General features: G+C 76.9%; 10 protein-coding genes. All 10 read right to left on the minus strand.

The features are described from left to right. Positions 1–3: 3 nt before the first annotated feature. Positions 4–5,442 carry a non-ribosomal peptide synthetase gene (locus tag ABT015_RS20420; RefSeq protein WP_350880952.1) on the minus strand — a complete coding sequence of 1,813 codons (5,439 nt, stop codon included), beginning with the start codon at positions 5,440–5,442 and terminating at the stop codon, positions 4–6. After that, complete coding sequence (locus ABT015_RS20425; RefSeq protein ID WP_350880954.1) at positions 5,439–10,031, minus strand: condensation domain-containing protein; 4,593 nt, start codon at positions 10,029–10,031, stop codon at positions 5,439–5,441. The genes ABT015_RS20420 and ABT015_RS20425 overlap by 4 nt, the downstream gene beginning before the upstream one ends. A gap of 19 nt (positions 10,032–10,050) precedes the next feature. After that, positions 10,051–11,988, minus strand: coding sequence for a non-ribosomal peptide synthetase (locus ABT015_RS20430; RefSeq protein ID WP_350880956.1), 1,938 nt, complete (start codon positions 11,986–11,988; stop codon positions 10,051–10,053). Beyond that, entirely contained in the window at positions 11,985–12,956 is a 972-nt protein-coding gene (locus ABT015_RS20435; RefSeq protein ID WP_350880958.1) for a 3-hydroxyacyl-CoA dehydrogenase family protein, read from the minus strand. The genes ABT015_RS20430 and ABT015_RS20435 overlap by 4 nt, the downstream gene beginning before the upstream one ends. Before the next feature lie 17 nt (positions 12,957–12,973). Continuing rightward, complete coding sequence (locus ABT015_RS20440) at positions 12,974–14,155, minus strand: HAD-IIIC family phosphatase (protein ID WP_350880960.1); 1,182 nt, start codon at positions 14,153–14,155, stop codon at positions 12,974–12,976. Next, the gene (locus tag ABT015_RS20445) at positions 14,152–15,258 is read right to left on the minus strand and encodes an acyl-CoA dehydrogenase family protein (protein WP_350880962.1); all 1,107 of its coding nucleotides are present in this window, start codon (positions 15,256–15,258) and stop codon (positions 14,152–14,154) included. The genes ABT015_RS20440 and ABT015_RS20445 overlap by 4 nt, the downstream gene beginning before the upstream one ends. A 31-nt stretch (positions 15,259–15,289) precedes the next feature. Continuing rightward, positions 15,290–15,571: a phosphopantetheine-binding protein gene (locus ABT015_RS20450; protein WP_350880964.1), complete on the minus strand. Its 282-nt coding sequence runs from the start codon at positions 15,569–15,571 to the stop codon at positions 15,290–15,292. Then, positions 15,568–16,590 (minus strand): 3-oxoacyl-[acyl-carrier-protein] synthase III C-terminal domain-containing protein, encoded by a 1,023-nt coding sequence (locus tag ABT015_RS20455; protein WP_350880966.1) that lies wholly within the window; start codon positions 16,588–16,590, stop codon positions 15,568–15,570. Before ABT015_RS20455 ends, ABT015_RS20450 begins: the two co-directional genes overlap by 4 nt. Positions 16,591–16,662: 72 nt before the next feature. Beyond that, the gene (gene pdxR / locus ABT015_RS20460) at positions 16,663–18,084 is read right to left on the minus strand and encodes a MocR-like pyridoxine biosynthesis transcription factor PdxR (RefSeq protein ID WP_350880968.1); all 1,422 of its coding nucleotides are present in this window, start codon (positions 18,082–18,084) and stop codon (positions 16,663–16,665) included. 117 nt (positions 18,085–18,201) lie between these two features. Continuing rightward, positions 18,202–19,905, minus strand: coding sequence for a 2-isopropylmalate synthase (locus ABT015_RS20465; protein ID WP_350880970.1), 1,704 nt, complete (start codon positions 19,903–19,905; stop codon positions 18,202–18,204). Positions 19,906–19,930 lie beyond the last annotated feature (25 nt).

Here is a 19,930-nt window from a genome sequence, read left to right on the forward strand (position 1 = left end):
CGGTCAGCTCCTCTCCGGCTCGTGCGGCTGGTGCGGGCTCCGTGACCCGTGCGGCCCGGACGGGTCGGACGGGTCGCCGAGCCGGTCGAGCAGCGCCGGGGCGAGGTCGACGAGGGCGGCCGGGCCGCCGAGGTCCTGGTGGCCGTGGTCGGTCCGGTGCCGCAGCAGCCGGCCGCCGTCCAGGTGGGGCAGCCAGCTCTCCGGGTCCTGGACGGGCCCGCTGGTCTCCGGGACGGCCTCGATGAGGAGCAGGTCGCCGCGGTACCCGCCGGGGCGGAAGGCCCGGCCGAGCCGGACGTTGTTGTCGTAGACCTCGGCGAGCGCGGTCAGGTGGTGTTCGGAGAAGACGGAGAGCGGCGAGTCGGAGTCCTTGGCGAGGGCGAGGAACTCCTCGGCGGTCGGCGCGGGCGCGTCGGCGGGCCGGTCGACCCCGGTCAGCCGCAGCAGGGCGTTGCGGACGTGGCCCTGCTCGGCGAGCACCTCGGCCTCCGAGCGGGCGGGCAGGTCGGCGAGCACGTAGCTGTCGAGCATCGCGAGCAGGCCCACCTCCGCGCCCTGCTGCTGGAGCCGGGCGGCCACGGCGTAGGCGACCAGGCCGCCGAACGACCAGCCGAGCAGGTGGTAGGGCCCGTCGGGCTGGACGGCGCGGATCTCCCGCACACAGTCCTCGGCCACCTCCTCCAGGCTGGCCGGCAGCGGCCCCCGGCCGTCGAGGCCGCGGGACTGCAGGACGTAGAGCGGCCGGTCGCCGAGCGGCCCCAGCAGCGCCGCGTACGTCCAGCCGATCCCGGCGGCCGGGTGCACGCAGAACAGCGGCGCGCCGGTGCCGGTCGAACGCAGCGGCAGCAGGGTGGCCAGCATGGGCTCCAGGCCGTCGGCGGGCGGCGCGGGTACGGCGGCGTCCGCGGTGGCGGTGGCGTCCGCGGGGGCGTCGGCGGCGGGGAGCGGGCTGCGGGCGGGCCCGGCGGTCGCGGGCCAGGAGGCGAGCAGGCCGAGGGCCCCGACGGTGGTGTCCGGCTCGGCGACGAGGGTGTCGAGCAGCCCCAGCAGCCGGGCCAGCAGGGCGTCGGCGGCCTCGGCGTCGACGGCGTCCTCCCGGTGCAGGATGTCGAGTTCCAGCCCGCCGTCCCTGGGGATGGCCATCAGCGACAGCGGGTAGTGCGCGGCCGTCTCGCTGCCCGAGCCGGTGATCCGCACCCCCGGAAGCGCGTCGCCCTGGTCGCCGGACTGCGGGAAGTTCTCGTACACCATGACGGTGTCGAAGAGTTCGCCGAGGCCGGTCGCCCGCTGGATCGCGGGGATTCCCAGGTGCTGGTGGGCGATCATCCGGACCTGCTCGCGCTGGACCCGGGTCAGCAGCCCGGCCAGCGACTCCTCCGGCCGCAGGGTGATCCGCAGCGGCAGGGTGTTGATCAGGAAGCCCATGACGGACTCGGAGCCCGGCAGCTCCGGCGAGCGGCCGTTGACGATGATCCCGAACACGGTGTCGGGGCGGCCGGTCCGCTCCGCCAGCAGCAGCGCCCAGGTGGCCTGGAGCACGGTGTTGAGCGTGATGCCCAGCCCGGCGGCGAGGGCGCCGAGCCGTTCGGTGCGCTCCTCGCCCAGGGGCCGGTAGCGGCGGCCCGGCCACCCGGCGGCGGGCGGCAGCCCGGGCGGCGTCATCAGGGTGGGTTCGATCGGCGCGGCCAGGGCCTCGCGCCACGCCCGGCGGGCGGCCTCGTGGTCCCGGCCGGCCAGCCAGGCCAGGTGGGCGCGCAGCGGCACCGGCGCGGGCAGCCCGGCCGGGTCCCGGTACAGGGCGAACAGCTCCGGCAGGAGGAGCTGGTTGGACCAGCCGTCGATCAGGGTGTGGTGGGCGACCACCTCCAGCCGGTACCGCTGCGCTCCCGCGCCCTCCCCGGGGCCCAGCCGCAGCAGGGTGAAGCGGATCAGCGGCGGGTCGGCCGGGTCGAACCGGGTGGTCCTGGCCTCGGCGGCCAACCGCTCGGTCTCCGCCTCCTGTTCGGCCGCCGTGAGGCCGCCGAGGTCCAGTTCCGTGAACGGCGGCAGGCGGTCCGGGACGACCTGGACGGGCCGGCCGTCGGGGAGGCGGACGAACCCGGCCGCCAGGTTCGGGTGGCGGCGGCAGAGCGCCTCGACGGCGCGGCGCAGCGCCACCGGGTCGAGCCGCCCGTCGAAGAGCATCCACAGCCGCATCACGTAGGCCCCGCCGCCGCCCTGGCCGTGCCGGGTGGGGAAGAGCAGCCGCTCCTGGAGCGGTGTCAGCGGCAGCACGTCCCGGTGGCCCGGGAACCGGTCCCGCAACCAGGCGCGGGCGGCGGCGTCCAGCGGGAGCAGTTCGCCGTCGGCGGGCCGGCCGGCGCCCTGGTCGGCGGGGTCGAGCGCGGTGGCGACGGCCGCGAGTCCGGCCGGGGTCGGGTGCGCGAACACGTCCTCCGGGGCGAGCGCCAGCCCGGCCCGGCGGGCCCGGCGGAGCAGCTTGATGGAGCGGATGCTGTCGCCGCCGAGGGCGAAGAAGCTGTCGTCCGGGCCGACTCCGGGCAGGCCGAGGACGCCGGCGAAGAGCTCGCGCAGCACCTCGACGGGGCCGGCGGCCGGGGCGGCGGGCGGCTCGGGCGTCGTCCCCGGCGCGGCTCCGGCGGCCAGGGCGGCGAGCGCGCCGCGGTCGGTCTTGCCGTTGGCGTTGGTCGGGAGGTCGTCGAGGAAGACCAGGGCGGCCGGGACGAGCGGCGCGGGCAGCACCTCGCGCAGCGCCGCCCGGACGGCCTCCGGATCGGCCGGGCGGCCCTCGGCGGCGACCAGGAAGGCCGTCGTGCGGCGGTCGCCCTCGCCGTCGTCGGTGGCGACCACCACGGCTCGCCGGACACCGTCCAGCTCCGTCAACCGGGCCTCGATCTCGCCGAGTTCGATCCGGTGGCCGCGGATCTTCACCTGGTGGTCGGTGCGGCCGGCGTACTCCAGCTCCCCGGCGGCGGTCCAGCGGGCGAGGTCGCCGGTGCGGTACATCCGGGCGCCGGGCGGGCCGAACGGGTCGGGCAGGAAGCGCTCGGCGGTGGCCCCGGGCCGGTGGGCGTAGCCCCGGGCCAGGTAGTCCCCGGCCAGGTAGAGCTCGCCGGTGACGCCGACCGGCGCGGGCCGCAGGGCCGGGTCGAGGACGTGGGCGCGCACGTTGCCGATCGGCACGCCGATCGACGGCTCACCGTCCGCGCCGGGCGGGCAGGCCCCGGCCGTGGCGTACACGATGGCCTCGGTGGGGCCGTAGAGGTTGAGCACCCGGGCGTCCGGGTTGCGGGCGTGCACCCGGCGGACCAGCGCGGCGGGCAGCGGCTCGCCGCAGAACACGTAGGTCGTCGCCCGCTCGCGCACCCACTCGGCCCGGGCGACCTGCTGGTACACCGACGGGACGGTGTTGACCAGGCTGCCGGACCAGTCGGGGCGTTCCAGCAGCGTGAGCAGGTTGTCCACCAGGTCGACGCTGCCGCCGACGAACAGCGGCACCAGGAGCTCGAAGACCGACAGGTCGAAGGAGAGCGAGGTGGAGCCGAGCACCCGGGAGAGGGCCTCGGGGCCGAGCTCGGCCGCCGCCCAGGCGGCGAGGTTGGCCACGGCCCGGTGGGTGACCACCACGCCCTTCGGCGTCCCGGTGGAGCCGGAGGTGTGGATGACGTACGCCGCGTTGCCGGGCAGCGGGCCGGTGGGCTCCACCCCGGCGGGCGCGGAGCCGACGTTCTCGACCGGAGCGGGCTCGGCGGCGGGCTCGTCCAGCAGGACGACGGACGGGCCGTCGGCGGCCGGCTCCGGCAGCACGGCGGCGGCCAGCTGCGCCGTGGTCAGGACCACCCGGGGTCGGGCGTCCGCGAGCACGAACTCCACCCGGCCGCGCGGGTGGCCCGGGTCGACCGGCAGGTAGGCGGCGCCGGCCTTCAGCACGCCCAGCACGGCCGCGACCAGGGCGGGGGTGCGGGGCAGCAGCACCGCGACGACGTCCTCGCGGCCGACGCCGAGGCCGGCGAGCAGCCGGGCGATCCGCTCGGAGCGCCCGTCCAGCTCGGCGTAGTCCAGCACCTCGCCCCCGCCGCGCACCGCGACGGCGGACGGGGTCCGCGCCAGCTGGGCGGCGAACGCGGCGGGCACGGTGGTCTCGGGCACCGCGTGTCCGGTGGCGTTGGCCTTCCGCAGCAGGGCCAACTCGTCCTCGCCGACGAGGTCGAAGGAGTGGATCGGCTCGTCGGGCCGGGCCGCCAGCCGAGCCAGCAGCCGGACCAGCCGGCGGTGGGCCGCCGGATCGGCGCCGTGGCCGCCCGCGGCGACCCGCCACGCCCCGTCCCGGTCCGCCGGGCCGGGGGTGGGGTCGGCGCGCAGGAACAGGCCGGGCAGCGGCTCGCCCCAGGCGCGGGCCAGGACGGCGACCGTCCCGGGGCCGTACGCCACCCGCTCGGCGCTGTCGGCGATCCCGGTGACCAGGCCATACCCCGAGGACGGGCCCCAGGGCAGGTCGAGGTCCGGCCGGTGGTCGTGGCGGCGGGCGGCGCGCAGGGCGCGGCCCGCCTGCCGCAGGACGGCGGTGAAGCTGAGCCCGGGGGCCGGGGCGAGGCGCACCGGGACGACCAGGCCGCGGCCGCCCGGGCCGGGCGCCGGGCGCCAGTGTCCGAGCAGCAGCTCCCGGGCGCCGGTCAGCCGGTGCGCGTGGACGGCGGCGGCGGCGAGCAGCACCGCGGCGGGGCCCGCGCCGCCGGCCCGGGCGACCCGGGCCAGTGCGGCCGGGTCGGCCACCGGCAGCCAGGGCAGTTCGGCCGGCGGCGCGGTGGCCCCGGCCGGGCGGGCGGCGGCGGGCTCGGGGCCGGCGGCCCCCAGGACCTCCCGCCAGTACGCCCGGTCGGCGGGCCGGTCGGCCTCCAGGTCCGGGGCGGGGGTGCCGAGGGAGGCCGGGGTGCCGAGGGAGGCCGGGGTGGCGAGGGAGGCCGGGGCCGTCCCGCCGTCCTCGGCGTACAGCTCGCCGGCCCGGCGGACGAGTGCGGCCAGCCCGGCGTCGTCGTCGACCAGCCGGTGGTGGCGCAGGAACCAGCTGAGCCCGCCGTCGGACCGGCGGATCAGCACGTGGCGCAGCAGCGGCCCGCCGAGCAGGTCCAGCGGGCGGACGAGCTCGGCGGCGAGCCAGCCGTCCAGTTCCTCCGGGTCGAGGTCGATCACCGCGACGGCGGGCGGCTGGGCCGGGTCGGCCGGGCGGAGCAGGCCGGGGCCGCCCCCGGCGGCGGCGCGGTAGCCGGTGTGCAGGTGCGGGCGCTCGGCCAGGGCCCGGGCCACGGCGCGGCGCAGCCGGTCCGGCCCGACCGGGCCCTCGAAGCGGACCAGGCGCGCCACGCAGTCGGCGGGCAGGGACGGGGTGTCCCGCAGGACGGCACGCCGGGCGGCGTCGAGCGGGGTGGCGGTGAAGCTGCTCACAGGGCCCTCACGGTGTCGTCGTCGGAGCGCGGGGTCACGGTCTCGGGCGCGTCGCCGTGGTCCGCGCAGTCCGCGTAGTCGGCCTGGTCCGCGTAGTCGGCGTAGTCGGCCGCCACGTCGTGGACCGGGCGGTCGGGCTCGGCGAGCAGGCCGCGCAGCAGCTCGCGCAGGCCGGTGGCGAAGCCGGTCGCGGTCGGCGGGTCGAAGAGTTCGGGGGCGTAGTGCACGGTCAGCGCCGTGGGGGCGGCGCCGCTCTCCGCCCGCCAGCCCAGGTCGAGTTCGGCCCCGCGCGGGCCGACGCCGTGGCCGCTGCCGCTGTCACCGCCGTCGCCGTCCCCGTCGCCCCGGGAGCGGACCGGGGGCTCGGCTCCGGGGCCGGCCGTCCCGTCGGGGGTGGTTCGTCCGAGCAGGTCGGTGAAGGCGGGCTCGTCGGCGAGGTCGGCCCGCAGCAGAGCTCCGCCGGGGAGGCCGACCGCCACCTCGTCCTGGCCGGAGATCCACGAGAGCAGCACCAGCCAGCCGGCCCGCAGCACCCGGTCGGGGTGCGGGCCGGACCGGGCGATGGCGCCGCGCAGCGACTCGTCGACCGGGACGGTGACGCTGCGCTCGGTGTAGTCGGGGCGGCCCGGGCGGGGGCGGTCCGTGGGGATGTCGAGCCGCACGGCCCCGGGCGGGCCGGCCGCCGGGGCCGCGTCGGCAAAGGCGGGAACCGGCGCCCCGGCCCACAGCCGGGAGATCGGCAACTCGCCGTCAGTGGAAGCGAGTTCACGGAGCAGCTCGGTGTACTCCGCGACGAAAGCGGCCGCCGTCTCACTCGTGAACAACCGGGTGCTGAACTCCAGGCAGGCGGTCATGGCGTCGTCGCCGACCCGGTCGGAGGTGATCAGGGTGAGGTCGAACTTGGCGGTGCCCGCCGGCAGGCCGCCGAACAGGTTGCCGGCGCTGTGGCCGATGTCGAAGTACCCGGTCGAGGTGCCCTCGATCTGCTGGATCGGCGGCAGCTCCTGGTGCACGTAGAACACGTCGAACAGCGGGCTCCGGCCCGGATCGCGCTCGTCCGTCAGCGCCTGGACGACCCGGTCGAAGGGGATCTCCTGGTGCTCCAGGGCCTCCAGCACCACGGCGCGCACCCGGTGCAGGAAGGCGGTCACCGACGGGGCGCCGGACAGGTCGGCGCGCAGCGCCACGGTGCTGTTGAAGAAGCCGATCAGGCCTTCGAGTTCGGGCCGGTTGCGCCCGGTGGTCGGGATGCCGACGACCAGGTCGTCCTGCTCGCTGCGGCGGGCCAGCAGCAGGTAGAGGCCGGCGAGCAGGACCACGAAGAGGGTGACGGAGCGGTCGGCCGCGAGCCGCCGCAGCTCCCGCATCAGGGCGGCGTCCACGGTGAACACCGCGAGGTCGCCGGCGTGGTCCTTGCGGGCCGGGCGCGGGTGGTCGGTGGGCAGTCGCAGCACCGGCGCGTCCCGCAGGGTCTCGCACCAGTAGGCGAGTTCGCCGTCCAGGGCCGAGCCGGCCACCAGTTCGCGCTGCCAGGCCGCGTAGTCGGCGAACTGGACCGGCAGCGGCGCGAGCCGGTGCGGGCGGCCCTCGCGGCGGGCGGCGTACAGCTCGGGCAGCTCGCTTTCGAAGATCCGCGGTGAGGCGCCGTCGTTGACGGCGTGGTGCATGGTCACCTGGAGCACGTGCTGCTCGGGGGCCGTCCGGGCCACGAGCACCCGCACCAGGGGGTCGTGGGCGAGGTCGAAGCGGTGCTCGGCGGCCTGCCGGACGAGTTCGCGGGCGGCGGCGAGCGGGTCCGGATCCGCGGAGACGTCATGGAAGGTGAAGAAGTCGCCGGGCTCCGGGCGGACGCGCAGCACCGGCTCGTCGTCCTCCTCGGCGAAGTTGGAGCGCAGCACCTCGTGGCGCAGCATCAGGTCGTGCCACATGCCGCGGACGGCGTCGACGTCGAGCGGGCCGCTGATCAGGCTGACCATGGGGAGGTTGTAGAGCGTGGTGTCGGGGTCGAGCTGGTGGTGGAACCAGATCCGGTCCTGGCCGAAGGAGGTGACCGGGGGGGTGTCGCGCGGGGTGATCGGCGGCAGGGCGGGGGCGGCGGGGGCACCGGCCCGGCGGCGGATGAGGTCGGCGAACGCGCCGACGGCGGGGTGTTCGTAGACGTCGAGCAGCCGGGGGCGGAAGCCGAAGCGGGTCTGGATCCGGTCGGCGAGCTGGAGGGCGATGATCGAGTTGCCGCCGAGTTCGAAGTAGTCGGCCTCCGGGCCGGGCGGCTGCTCGCTGTGCAGGAGTTCTCCGAGGACTTCGGCGAGCCAGCGTTCGGGGTCCTCGGCGGGGCCGGTCCCGGTGCGCTCGACGGCGGGCGCCGCGGACGCGACGGGCGCGGTGGGCGCGCCGGGCGCCACGGGCAGGGCGGGGGCCGCCGGTGCGGGCCGGATCCAGCAGGGGGTGGCGGCCAGCGGGTGTCCGGGCAGGCGCAGCCGGCGGGCGGTGCCGGGCTCGGGGCCGAGCGCCGGCCAGTCCAGGTCCAGGCCGCATTCGTACAGCCGGCCGAGCAGCGCGGCGAAGCCTCCGTCGCCGTCGCCGGCGGCCGTGACCAGCCGGGCGCCGTCCTGCCCCTCCGGGCCGAACCGCTCGGCGAGCAGCCGGCCGAGGACGCCGCCGGGGCCGGGGTCGAGGAACACCACCGGTCCGGCGGCGGCGAGCCGTTCGGCCGCCGCGACGAGCCGGTCCCGGTCGGGCGGCGCGGCCTCGGCGCCGGTGGCGGTGGCGAGTTCGCGGGTGTCCTCGGCGGTGAGGGTGCCGAGCAGGTACCGGGCGGCGTACCGGGAGACGCCGCTGCTCAGCACGGTCTCGACGGGCACGCCGCAGCGCGACAGTTCGCGGTGCAGGGCGAGTTGGCCGGCGAGCAGCCGGGCCGCCGGGCCGGTGGCGGGCAGCGCCTCGGGCGGCTCCGCCGGGCCGGGGGCGTCGGGCGCGGCGTCCGGGGAGAGCAGCAGGCAGACGGCGGGCGGCCTGGTCCGGCCGCCGCGCGGGGCGCCGCCGGCCGGGGCCGAGGCGTCGAGCCGGGCCGCCCGTTCGAGCAGGGCCCGGCCGAGCCCGGCGGTGTCGCGGGCCCACACCGCCACCCGGTGTCCGTAGTGGGTGCGCCCGGAGTTGAGGGTGAGGGCGACGTCGTCGAGGTCGGTGTCGCGGGCGGCCGGGCCGGTCAGCGCGGTGCCGAGGTCGGCGCAGAGCCGGGCGAGCGCGGTGTGGCTGCGCGCGGAGACGCCGACGAGCCGGGGGGTGCCCGGGCGGTCGGCGCGCGGGGGCACGGGCGGCCGCTGGACCACGCAGTGGGCGTTGATGCCGCCGAGGCTGTACGAGCTGACGCCGGCGATCCGCTCCTCGCCCTCCCAGGGGCGCAGCGCGGTGACCACCTCGACGGGTTCGAGGGCGGCCTCGTCGACGGGCCGGCGGAAGTGCAGGGACGGGTACAGCTCGCCGTGGCCGACCGCGAGGACGGCCTTGACCAGGCCGGCGATCCCGGCCGCGTGGTCGAGGTGGCCGACGTTGGTCTTCACCGAGCCGATCGGCAGCCGCCGGCCCCGCGCCCCGAACCCGCGCGGCCCGAACACCTGGGCCAGGCCCTCCAGTTCGACGGCGTCGCCGAGCCGGGTGCCGGAGCCGTGCGCCTCCAGGTAGCCGGCCAGGGCGGGGTCGAGCCCGGCGGCGCGCCAGGCCGCGCCGATCACCGCCGCGTGCGCGGGCGCGCTCGGGGTGCTGATGGTGGCGGCCGCGCGGCCGTTGTGCCGGACGGCGCTGCCGCGGATCACGGCGTGGACGGGCGTGCCGTCGGCGCGGGCCCGGCCGAGGGTGGTGAGCAGCAGGACGGCGCCGCCCTCGCCGCTGGCGGTGCCGTCGGCGTCGGCGTCGAAGGCCCGGCAGCGGCCGCTCGGGGAGACGAGTTCGGTCATGCCTTCGGTCTGCCGGGCGGGCAGGCCGCCGGGGCGCAGGCTGAAGCCGCCGGCGAGCGCGTACTCGGCCTCGCCGTCGCGCAGTTCGCGGCAGGCCTGGTGGACGGCGACGAGCGAGCCGTTGCAGCCGGTGTCGACGGCGTAGCAGGGGCCTTCGAAGCCGAGCACGTGGGCGATCCGGGCGGGCAGCGCGAAGGGCACGTTGCCGAGGGCGCTGAGCGGGCCGGGCTCGGTGGCGGCGCCGAGGTAGCCGGAGGCGGCGGCGCTGAGCACCACGGCGACCTGGCGTCCGCGCAGGGCGCTCGCGGCGTGACCGGCGTCCTCGACGGCCTGGTGGGCGAGGACCAGCGCGATCCGCTGCTGGGGGTCCATCAGGGCGGCCTCGCGCCGGGAGAGGCCGAAGAAGGCGTGGTCGAAGGTGTGGACGTCGGCGAGGTGGCCCATCGGCAGGTAGCGCGCGTCCGGGTCGAGTCCGGTGGCGGCGGCCCGGGCGGCGGGCATGTCCCCGACGGAGTCCCGGCCGGCGGCGAGGTTGGCCCGGAAGGCCGCCAGGTCGTCGGCGTCGGGGAAGCGGGCGCCGATGCCGACGACGGCGATGTCGGTGTCGGCGGGGGCCGTCGCTGGGGTCCTGGTCACTGCTGCTCTCTCCCGTTCGTCAGACTTCGTACGCGGCGTCGGGCCGGGCGCCACCCGTGGGCGCTCCGGCCGCCGGGGCGACGGACTCCCGGGCGACGGGCTCCCGGGTGGCGGCCTCCGGGGCGACGGCCTCCGGGGCGACGGCCGCGGCCTGCTCGGCGACGGTGCGCAGGTCGAAGAGCCGGCCGACGCGGACGGCGCCGGGCCAGCGGCCTTCGAGGCGCAGGTGGAGTTCGACGATCCGGTGCGAGTTGCCGCCGACGGCGAAGAAGTCGTCGTCCGGTCCGAAGTCGCCGTGCCCGAGGACCTCGGTCCAGTAGCGCGTCACGAGTCGCGGGGCGCCGTCCGCCTCGGCGGTCTCGACGAGGTCTTCGAGACCTTCGAGGTCTTCGGGGTCTTCGGGGTCTTCGGGGTCTGAGGCGAGCAGGGCGTGCAGCGCCTGGAGGTCGGTCTTGCCGGACGGCGCGAGCGGGAAGCCCGCCAGCCGGACGAAACGCTCCGGCCGGGCCTGGCCGCCGAGCAGGGCGGTGCAGTGCGCCAGCAGTTCGGCGGTGTCCGGCGCGGGGGCGGCGGGGTCGGCGGGGAGCCAGCACGCGGCCAGCGCGGTCGCGCCGTCGGGGCCGGTCACGGCGAGAACGGCGGCCTGCCGGACGGCCGGGTGGCGCTCCAGCGCCGCTTCGACGGCCTCGCGTTCGACCCGGACGCCGCGCACCTTGAGCTGCCCGTCGGCCCGGCCGCGGAACACCAGTGCCCCGGTGGGGTCGGCGGAGGCGAGGTCCCCGGTGCGGTACATCCGGGCGCCGGGGATGGTCGCGAAGGGGTCGGGGAGGAAGCGCAGCGCGGTCTCGGCGGGGCGCCCGGCGTAGCCCTCCGCGACCTGCGGCCCGGCCACGTACAGCTCGCCGGTCCGCCCGGGCCCGACCGGGGCGAGCCGCTCGTCCAGGAGGTGGACCCGGTTGCCCGGGGTGGACCGCCCGATCGGGACGGGGTCGAGCGGCGCGGACCCGATCGGCTGGGCGAGCACGGTGACGGTGGTCTCGGTGGCGCCGTACTCGTTGACCAGCCGGGTGCCGGGCAGGACGGCCCGGTGCCGCTCGGCCTGCGCGGCCGACACCGCCTCCCCGCCGAGGATCCACTGCCGCAGGTGGGCGTCGGCGCCGGTCAGGTGGGGCAGCACCAGCAGGTGGAACGAGGGCGGGCCGACCGCCACCTCGACCCGGTGGCGGCGGATCAGCGCGGCGGTGGCCTCCGGGTCGGGCAGGGCCCGTTCGTCGGGCAGCACCGCCGTGCCGCCGCCGCAGAGCGTGTGGAACAGCATCAGCAGCGGTGCGTCCCAGGAGAGCCGGGAGGCGGTGAAGGTGGTCGCGGCGGGGTCCTCGGCACGGGAGGCGACCAGGTGGGCGAGCGCGCCCCGGGAGACCAGGACGGCCTTGGGCTCCCCGGTGGTCCCGGAGGTGGTGACGGCGTAGGCCGGTGCGGTCGGGGGCACCACGGCGTCCGGCCGGCCGGCGGCCACGGCGGGAGCGGGGGCCGGTCCGCTCTCGGCCACCGCCGTGACGGGCTGCCCGCAGCCGGCCGTCAGCTCCCGCACGGCGGCGGGCGGGGTGGCCGGGTCGCCGTCGTCGTACACCAGGACGGCGCAACCGCTGTCGCGCAGCAGGGCGCGCACCATCGCGGCGGGGCGATCGGGTTCCAGGACGCACCAGGCGGCACCCAGCCGCAGCGCGGCCAGCATGCCGACGACGGTGCGCACGCCCTGGCGGCGGTGGATCAGGACGAGCCGGCCGGGGGCGACCCCTGCGGCGGCCAGCCGGTCGGCCAGTACGCTTGTCTCGACGTCGAGTTGACGATACGTCAGACTCTGCCCGCCGACCGCCACGGCGGTCCGGTCGGGCAGCGTGCGGAACCGTTCCCGGATCAGGTCGAGCACGTCGGGGGCCGGACGGCCGGCGGTCACGGGCGGGTCCCGTAGGCGTAGAAGCCCAGCCCGGTCTTGCGGCCGAGGTGTCCGCGCCGCACCAGGTCGAGCAGCAGGTCGCAGGTCCGGAACCGCTCGTCGCCGGTGGTCTCCAGCAGGACGTCGAGGGTGTCGACGATGGTGTCGAGACCGATCAGGTCCGCCGTGCGCAGCGGGCCCATGGCGTGGCCGAAGCACTCCTGGAAGATCAGGTCGACGGTCTCCGCGTCGGCCACGCCCTCCTGCACCCGGGCGGCCGCGTCGTTGACCATCGGCATCAGCACCCGGTTGGAGACGAAACCCGGCGAGTCGCGGACGACGTGGGCGCGGCGGCCGACCCCGGCGAGCAGGGCGAGGGTGGTCTCCAGCGTCCGGGCGGTGGTGGCCGGGCCGCGCACCACCTCGACGGTCTCCTTGAGGTACGCGGGGTTCATGAAGTGCGTGGCGAGCACCCGGTCCGCCCGGTCGGTGTAGGAGGCGAGCCGCTCGACCGGGATCGCCGAGGTGCAGGAGGCGAACACCGCGGCGGGGGCGCAGACCCGGTCGAGCTCCCGGAGCACCTGCTCCTTGACGGCCAGCCGCTCGGAGGCGCACTCCACCACGAAGCCGGCTGCCGCGAGCCGCCCGAACTCGTCCGTCCAGTCGACCAGTTCGACGGTCTCCGCGGCCGAGGGGCGGGCCTCGCCGGGGGTTCCGGCACCAGCCCCACCGGGGGCCGGGCGGCGGCCGAGCAGCCGCGCGGCGCGCAGGCCGTCCCGCAGCCGGCCGGGGCCGGCGTCGAGGGCGGCCCGCTGCCGGTCGACCACCACCACGGGGTGCCCGGCCGCGGCGAAGACCTGGGCGACGGCGGTGCCCATCGTGCCGGCGCCGACGATCCCGACCGGGATCCGGTCGGTGCGGGCCGCCCGGGCCTCGCCTGCCTCGCGGTTCTGGGTGTCTTGCGGGTGCACGGTGTCCTTCCTGGTCACGACGGATTCCGGCCCGGTCACGGCCGGTTCCGGGCGTCGGAGGCCTCACGGGTGGCAGCGGCCTCGGGAGCGGCGGGGGCCTCGGGGGTGATCAGCCGCAGGTGGCCCGGCGGCGGGGGCGGCGAAGCGGCGGGCGGGTAGCCGAGCAGCAGCCGCCCCTCCCCCTCCTGGCCCACCACGGTGAACCCGGCGAACCGGAGGTTCACCAGCATCACCCGGTTGACGTCGGTGGGCACGAACTCGGCCAGCGGGCGGCGCCCTTCGGCGAGCGCCGCGCGCACGACGTGCCCGATCAGCGCCGGCCCGATGCCCCGGGACATCACCCGGCAGGACAGCAGGAGCAGCCGCAGCACCTCGGCCGGCCCGTCGCCCTTCCGGTGCCCGGTCCGCTCGCTCAGCGCGAGGCCGATGGTGCCGTAGTCGCCGAACCGGTCGGTCAGTTCGGCGACCAGCACCCGGTGGTCGGGCGAGTCGCACAGTGCGCGCAGCTCCGGCAGGTCGTAGGTCCGGCCGGTGGTGTTGAGCTGGTGGGTGCGGACGGTGAGTTCGTGGGCGCGGGCGAGGTCGTCCGGGCCCGCCTGACGAACCGTCAACTCCAGGCCCAGTGACGCGAGGAACTCCTCGGGGCTGCCCTGGTGATCCTCCCGGGCCCGGGTGCGGAGCGCCTCGCCGCGGTAGCGCAGCCGGCGTTCGCGGGCGTCGGCGGTGACGAACTCGGTCCGAAACTCCGGCAGTTCGGCCAGTGCGGCGACCTGCTCGGCCGGGTAGCAGCGCACCACGGGGTGGGCGGCGGCCACCTCGGCGCGCTCGACCGGGTCGTTGTCGACGAAGGCCACGGTGTCCAGCCCGATGCCGATGGCCTCGGCGATCCGGCGCACCGCGCCCGACTTGGGCCCCCAGTCGATCTCCAGCACGGTGAACAGCTCGTGCAGTCCGAGCCGTTCCAGGTGCGCGGTGGCGACGGCCCGGTCGCTCCGGCTGGCGACGGCGTGCAGGACGCCGCGCTCGTCCAGCGCCCGCAGGGCGGCGGTCGCGGCGGGAAACGGCACCGGGTCGTCGCCCTCCAGGACGGTGCCGTCCCAGAGGGTGTCGTCGAGGTCCCAGACCAGGACCTTGACGGTCGGCTCCGCGCTACGCTGCCCCGCCCCGGTCGGCTCCGCACCGCTCTGCTGCGGCCCGCTCTGCCGCGGCCCGGTCATCGGCGCACCCCCTGACGCAACAGGCGGTCGGCGATGTGCAGTTCGGCGACCTGCGGGCTGCCCTCGATGATCTCCATCACCTTGGCGTCCCGGTAGAACCGGCCGGCCCGGACGCCGGGCTCGCAGCCCGCCGAGCCGAGGATCTGGACGGCCCGGTCGGCGACCGTCTTCGCCGCCCCGGCCGCCGCGTACTTGGCGACCACGGTCTCGGTGACGGCGCCCAGCGGCGAGCCCGCCCGGGCCTCCGCGGCCCGCGCGGCCAGCGCCCGGGCGGCCGCCGTGTCGACGGCGGAGCGGGCGAGCAGCGAGCGCACCAGTTGGTGCCCGGCCAGCGGCTCGCCGCCCTGGACCCGGCGCGCGGCGTGCTCGGCGGCGTCGGCCAGGCAGGCCTCCGCCATGCCGACGCAGCCCCAGGCCACCGTGAACCGGCCGTGGTCCAGCGCCACGGCGGCGGTGTGGGTCAGGCCCAGCCCGGGCGGCGCCACCAGGTTCTCCCTGGGCACCCGCACCCGGTCGAAGGTCAGGTGGGCGATCCGCGCGGCGCGCAGGCCGAGTTGGCCGCTGACGGGCTCGCGGACGATCCCGGGCCGGTCGGCCTCCACCAGGACGGCCGTCGGTCCGGCGTCGGTGCGCCCCAGCACCAGGAACACGTCGGCACTCTGTCCGAAGGTCACCCAGCGCTTGGCGCCGGTGACGACCAGCCGTTCGCCGTCGTCCTCGATCCGTGTGCCGACCTCGGCGAGCGCGCTGCCGGCCTCCCGTTCGGTGGCGGCGAAGCCGGCGAGGCGTTCGCCGGAGGCCAGTGCGGGCAGCCACCGCGCGCGCTGCTCCTCGCCGCCCCAGCGCAGCAGCGCCGCTGCCGTCATGCCCTGGACGGTGAGCAGCGCGCGCAGGGCGCCGCAGACGCCGCCCAGGTGCGCGACGGCCTCGCCCAGCTGGGCCGGGGTGGCGCCGGCTCCGCCGTGGCGCGCGGGCAGGTCGAGGCCGAGCAGCCCGGCGGCGGCCACCGCGCGGACGGCCTCGTCGGGCAGCGCGCCCTGCTCGTCCCAGCGGGCGGCCTCGGCGCGGACGGCGGCGGCCAGTTCGGCCGCGGCGTCGACCACCGAAGCCCCCCCGGTGGACGGCCTGGTCTCGCTAGCCGTGGGCGGCACAGCCGGCCCCCGTCTCCTCGCCCGGGGCCAGGCCGGCCCGCTTCCGCTCGACCAGAGCGGCGATCCGCTCGGCGGTGCGGAAGGAGTCCAGGTCGAGGTCGTCCACCTCGATCCGGATGTCGAACCGCTCCTCGACGAAGACCACCAGCTCCAGCGCGAACAGCGAGTCCGCGAGCCCCAGTGCGAAGTAGTCCTCGTCGGGCGCCACCGGCCGGCGCAGTGCGACGGTCAGGAACTCCCGTATCTCGATCGCCGTGTCGGTCACGCGGTGCTCTCCCAGGGTCCGATTTCCACCAGCAGCAGGTTCCAGGCCGCCACCGGGCTGACGTTGACCAGGACGACCCGGTCGCCCTCGGCCAGCCGCCCGTTCGCCAGCGCCGTCCAGAGGTTGAGGAAGACGTCGTTCGGCCCCAGGTGGCCGTACCGGGCCAGGTTCTCCCGGCACTCGGGCAGGAGGTCGACGCCCAGCGACTCCGCCAGGAAGCGCAGTCCGCCCGCCGAGAGGTTCTGGCTGGCGTAGCCGGCGACGTCGGCGCGGTCGAGGCCGTGCCGCTTGAGCAGCCGCTCCAGGAGCGCGGTGAGCCGGTTCCTGGTCTCCACCGCGAGCCGGAAGGAGTAGCCGGGCAGGTCCCGGCACTCCTCCTGCCAGCTCTCCCAGGGGCGGTCCCGGTAGTCCACCCGGAAGAGGTCCCAGTACGCGCCGTTGGTCTCCTGGACCAGGTCGAGCACCCGCACCGGGCCGGTGCGGGCGAGCAGCAGGGCCTGCCCGGCGTCCCCGTTGACGGTGACGGGGTGCCGGTAGCGGCCGGGAGTGGCCGGGGTGGAGGCGTGGGCGACCAGGACGTGCCGGACGTCCGGGTCGGCGGCGAGCAGTCCGCGGGCGGCGAGCAGGGCCGGGCCCAGCGAGACGCAGCCGAGGCCGCCGACGCCGAAGGTGACGGCCTGGTCGGCACCGAGCCGGGCCTGGAGCCTGGTCGCCTCGGAGCTGAGCAGGGTCTCGGGGGCCCGGGAGTCGACGACGATCAGGGCGTCCAGGTCCTGGGCGGCGAGCCCGGCGCCGGCCAGCGCGCTGCGGGCCGCCCGCTCGGCCAGCCCGGTCGGGCCGAGCTCGCGGTCGACGGCCACGGTGTCGATCCCCAGGCCGGCCAGCGTGGTCGCGCGCTCGCCGTCCAGGCCCGCCAGTTCGGGCAGTTCGCCGACCGGCACCCGCTGCTCCGGCAGGTGCCAGGCCGCCTCGCGCACCGCGAGCGGCGCGGCGGCGCCACCCGTCCTCGTCGTCACCATGCCGTGTCCTCGACTCTCCGCTGTCTGTCCGGGCGTCTCCCGGTCTCGTACGGCCGCGTGCCGGGGCGCGGCTCAGGCACTGCGCAGGCAACCGTCCGCCGCCGACTCGGCGTAGGCCTCGCCCAGTTCCCGCACCGCCTCGGCGACGCCACTGCGGGGCACCCCGGCGTACCCCACCACCAGGGCCGGCCCGGACTGCCAGGACCGGTGGTGGTACGAGCGGCCGCCGCGCACCAGCACCGAGCGGCGCAGCGCCCGGGCGACCAGCGCGGCCTCGTCCACCCGGTGCGGCAGCTGGACGTAGGCGTGCAGCCCGGCGAAGGCGCCCACGATCCGGGCCCCGGGCAGCCGGCGCCGCACGGCCTCGTGGAAGACCTCGCGGCGGGCCCGCAGCCGTTCGCGCTGGCGCCGCAGGTGGCGGTCGAGTTCGCCGCCGTCCAGCAGTTCGGCGAACGCGTGCTGGGTGAACACGTCGCAGCCGAGGTCCCGTTGGGAGCGGACCTCCTCCAGGCGGCGGCGCAGCCTGGGCGGGGCGACCAGCCAGCCCAGCCGCATCCCGGAGGCCAGCGACTTGCTCGCGGTGCCCGCGTAGAGCACCCGGGAGGGGGACAGCCGTTGCAGCGCGGTGGGCCGGCGGCCGTGGTCCAGCCAGAGGTCGCCGTCGTAGTCGTCCTCGATGATCCAGCCGTCCACGTCCTCCGCCCAGCGGACCAGGGCGGCCCGCCGCTCGGCGCTGAGCACGGCGCCGGTGGGGAACTGGTGGGCGGGGGTGACCAGCACCGCGCGGGCGCCGGTGCGGGCCAGCGCGGCCACGTCGATGCCGTGCTCGTCGACCGGGACGGACGGGCAGTCCAGGCCCGACTCGACGATGAACTGGCGCTGCTGCGGGTGGCACGGGTCCTCGACGGCGAGCGCGCCGAGGCCGGTGCGGGGCAGGGTGGCGCAGACCAGGCCGAGCGTCTGGGCGAATCCGGAGACCACCATGACGTGCTCGGGGGTGGTGTGCACGCCGCGCGCCCGCCCGAGGTAGCGGGCGAGTTCGGCGCGCAGCGCCGGGACGCCGGACACCGGCGGGTACCCGAGGTCGCGCGGGCCGAGCCGGCGCGCGGCCCGCTGGTAGGCGGCCAGCCACTCGCGCTGGGGGAAGGCGGAGGCGTCGGCGCCGCCGGCCCGCAGGTCCCAGCGGATCACCGGGGCGGGGCGGGCGTCGCCGAGCAGGGTCGGCATCCGGGTGCCCCGGTCCAGGTGGGTGGCGACCCGGGTGCCCGATCCCCGGGTCGCCTCCAGGTAGCCGCCGGCGACGAGTTGCCCGTAGGCCTCGACGACGACGCTGCGGGACACCCGGAGGTCCTCGGCGAGCTGACGGCTGGACGGCAGCCGGGTGCCGGGGTGCAGCGCCCCCTCGGCGATCTCCCGCTTGATGCCGTCCCGGATCTGGGCGGTCAGCGGGAGCACGTCCTCCCGCGCCACGTCGATCAAGGTGTTCCAGGGCATGCTTGGCTCCTCCCTCCCCCGCCCACGGCGGCCCTGTCAAAGCCCTGCGGACCTGTTCGGCCCGCCGGCCCGGCCCGTCGGCCCTGTGAAGCCCGCCGGCCCTAGGCCGGACAGGGCCTAGCGGGCCTCGGACAGGCCGGACCGCTCGGTGTCCAGCAGCGCCCGCAGGGACGCGACCCGGACGGCCCGGCCGACGGCCTCGCCCTCCTCCTCGGCGATGCCGACCCCCCAGTAGGAGTGGGAGTCCACGACGATCTCGAAGGCGGCGGTGACCGCGTTCAGCGGTGCGCCGGCCCGCTCCACGACGAGGCCCTGGACGACGGCGTCGAGCCCGTAGCCGGCCACCGCCTCGGCGGTCGCCACGCTCCAGCGGGTGTCGCCGGGCTCCGCCGTCAGCGGCTCCGGCTGCGGCAGGCCGGGCACGGTCTCGGTGCCCAGCGCCACGTACCGCTCGACGAAGTGCTCCCACAGCTGGTCGCCGGTGATCTCGCCGCCGATCTCCTCGCAGACCGCCTGCATCTCGGCGGCGAAGTCGATCTGGAGGCGGCGCGGCAGCTCGATGCCGTACTCGGTGCGCAGCAGGTGGGCGATGCCGCCCTTGCCGGACTGGGTGTTGATCCGGATCAGCGCCTGGTAGTCGCGGCCGATGTCGCGCGGGTCGATCGGCAGGTACGGCACGTCCCAGACCTCCTGCCCGGACTCCTCGCGGGCGCGCAGGCCCTTGGCGATGGCGTCCTGGTGGGAGCCGGCGAAGGAGGTGTAGACGAAGTCGCCGGCCCACGGGTGGCGGGCGGGGACGGGCATCTGGTTGCAGCTCTCGACGATGCGGCGGATGCCGTCGATGTCGCCCAGGTCCAGCATCGGGTCGACGCCCTGGGAGAACAGGTTCATGGCCAGGGTGACCAGGCAGACGTTGCCGGAGCGCTCGCCGTTGCCGAACAGGGTGCCCTCGACCCGGTCGGCCCCGGCGAGGACGGCGAGTTCGGCGGCGGCGACGCCGCTGCCGCGGTCGTTGTGCGGGTGCACGCCGAGGATGGTGCGCTCGCGGTGGAGCAGGTTGCGGTGGGTGTACTCGATCCGGTCGGCGAACTCCTGCGGCGGGAAAACCTCGACGGTGGAGGGCAGGTTGATCCGCAGCGTGTGCGCGGCCCGCGGGGCCCAGAAGTCGAGGACGGCGTTGCAGAGTTCGAGCGCGTAGTCCGGCTCGGTCTGGGTGTAGGACTCCGGCGCGTACTGGAGGTAGATCTCCGTGCCGGGGATCGAGTCCTGGAGCTTGAGGGCCTGTTCGGCCCCGTCGAGCGCCATGGCGGTGGTCTGCCGGCGGTCCTTGCGGAAGACCAGGCGGCGCTGGACCTCCGAGGTCGGGTTGAAGATCTGGAGGACGGCGCGCGGCACGCCCTCCAGGGCCTTGACGGTGCGTTCGATGAAGTCGCCGCGGATCGGCGTCATGACCTGGACGACGACGTCGTCCGGGATCGCGCCGGAGTCGACGAGGTGGCGGAGGAACGCGTGGTCGTCCTGCGAGGAGGTGGGGAAGCCGACCTCGATCTCCTTGAACCCCATGGCGACCAGCAGGTCGAACATCCGCCGCTTGCGGGTGATGTCCATGGGGTCGGTCAGGGCCTGGTTGCCGTCCCTCAGGTCGACGCTGCACCACAGCGGGGCCTGTTCCGCGCGGCGGCCCGGCCAGCCGCGGTCGGGCAGCCCGACCGCCTGGTACGGCTGGTACTTCCGGACCGGCATCGCGCTGTGGCGCTGGATGCCCTGGTCGCGGGCGGGTGTGCCCTGCGGCGTGTCCGCGTCGGTGGGTTGAGCGGTCATCTCTCCTCCACAACGGTGGTCTGGG

Origin of the sequence: Kitasatospora sp. NPDC094016 (genome assembly GCF_040304045.1) — a bacterium.
In the GTDB taxonomy this organism is placed as follows: Bacteria; Actinomycetota; Actinomycetes; order Streptomycetales; family Streptomycetaceae; genus Kitasatospora.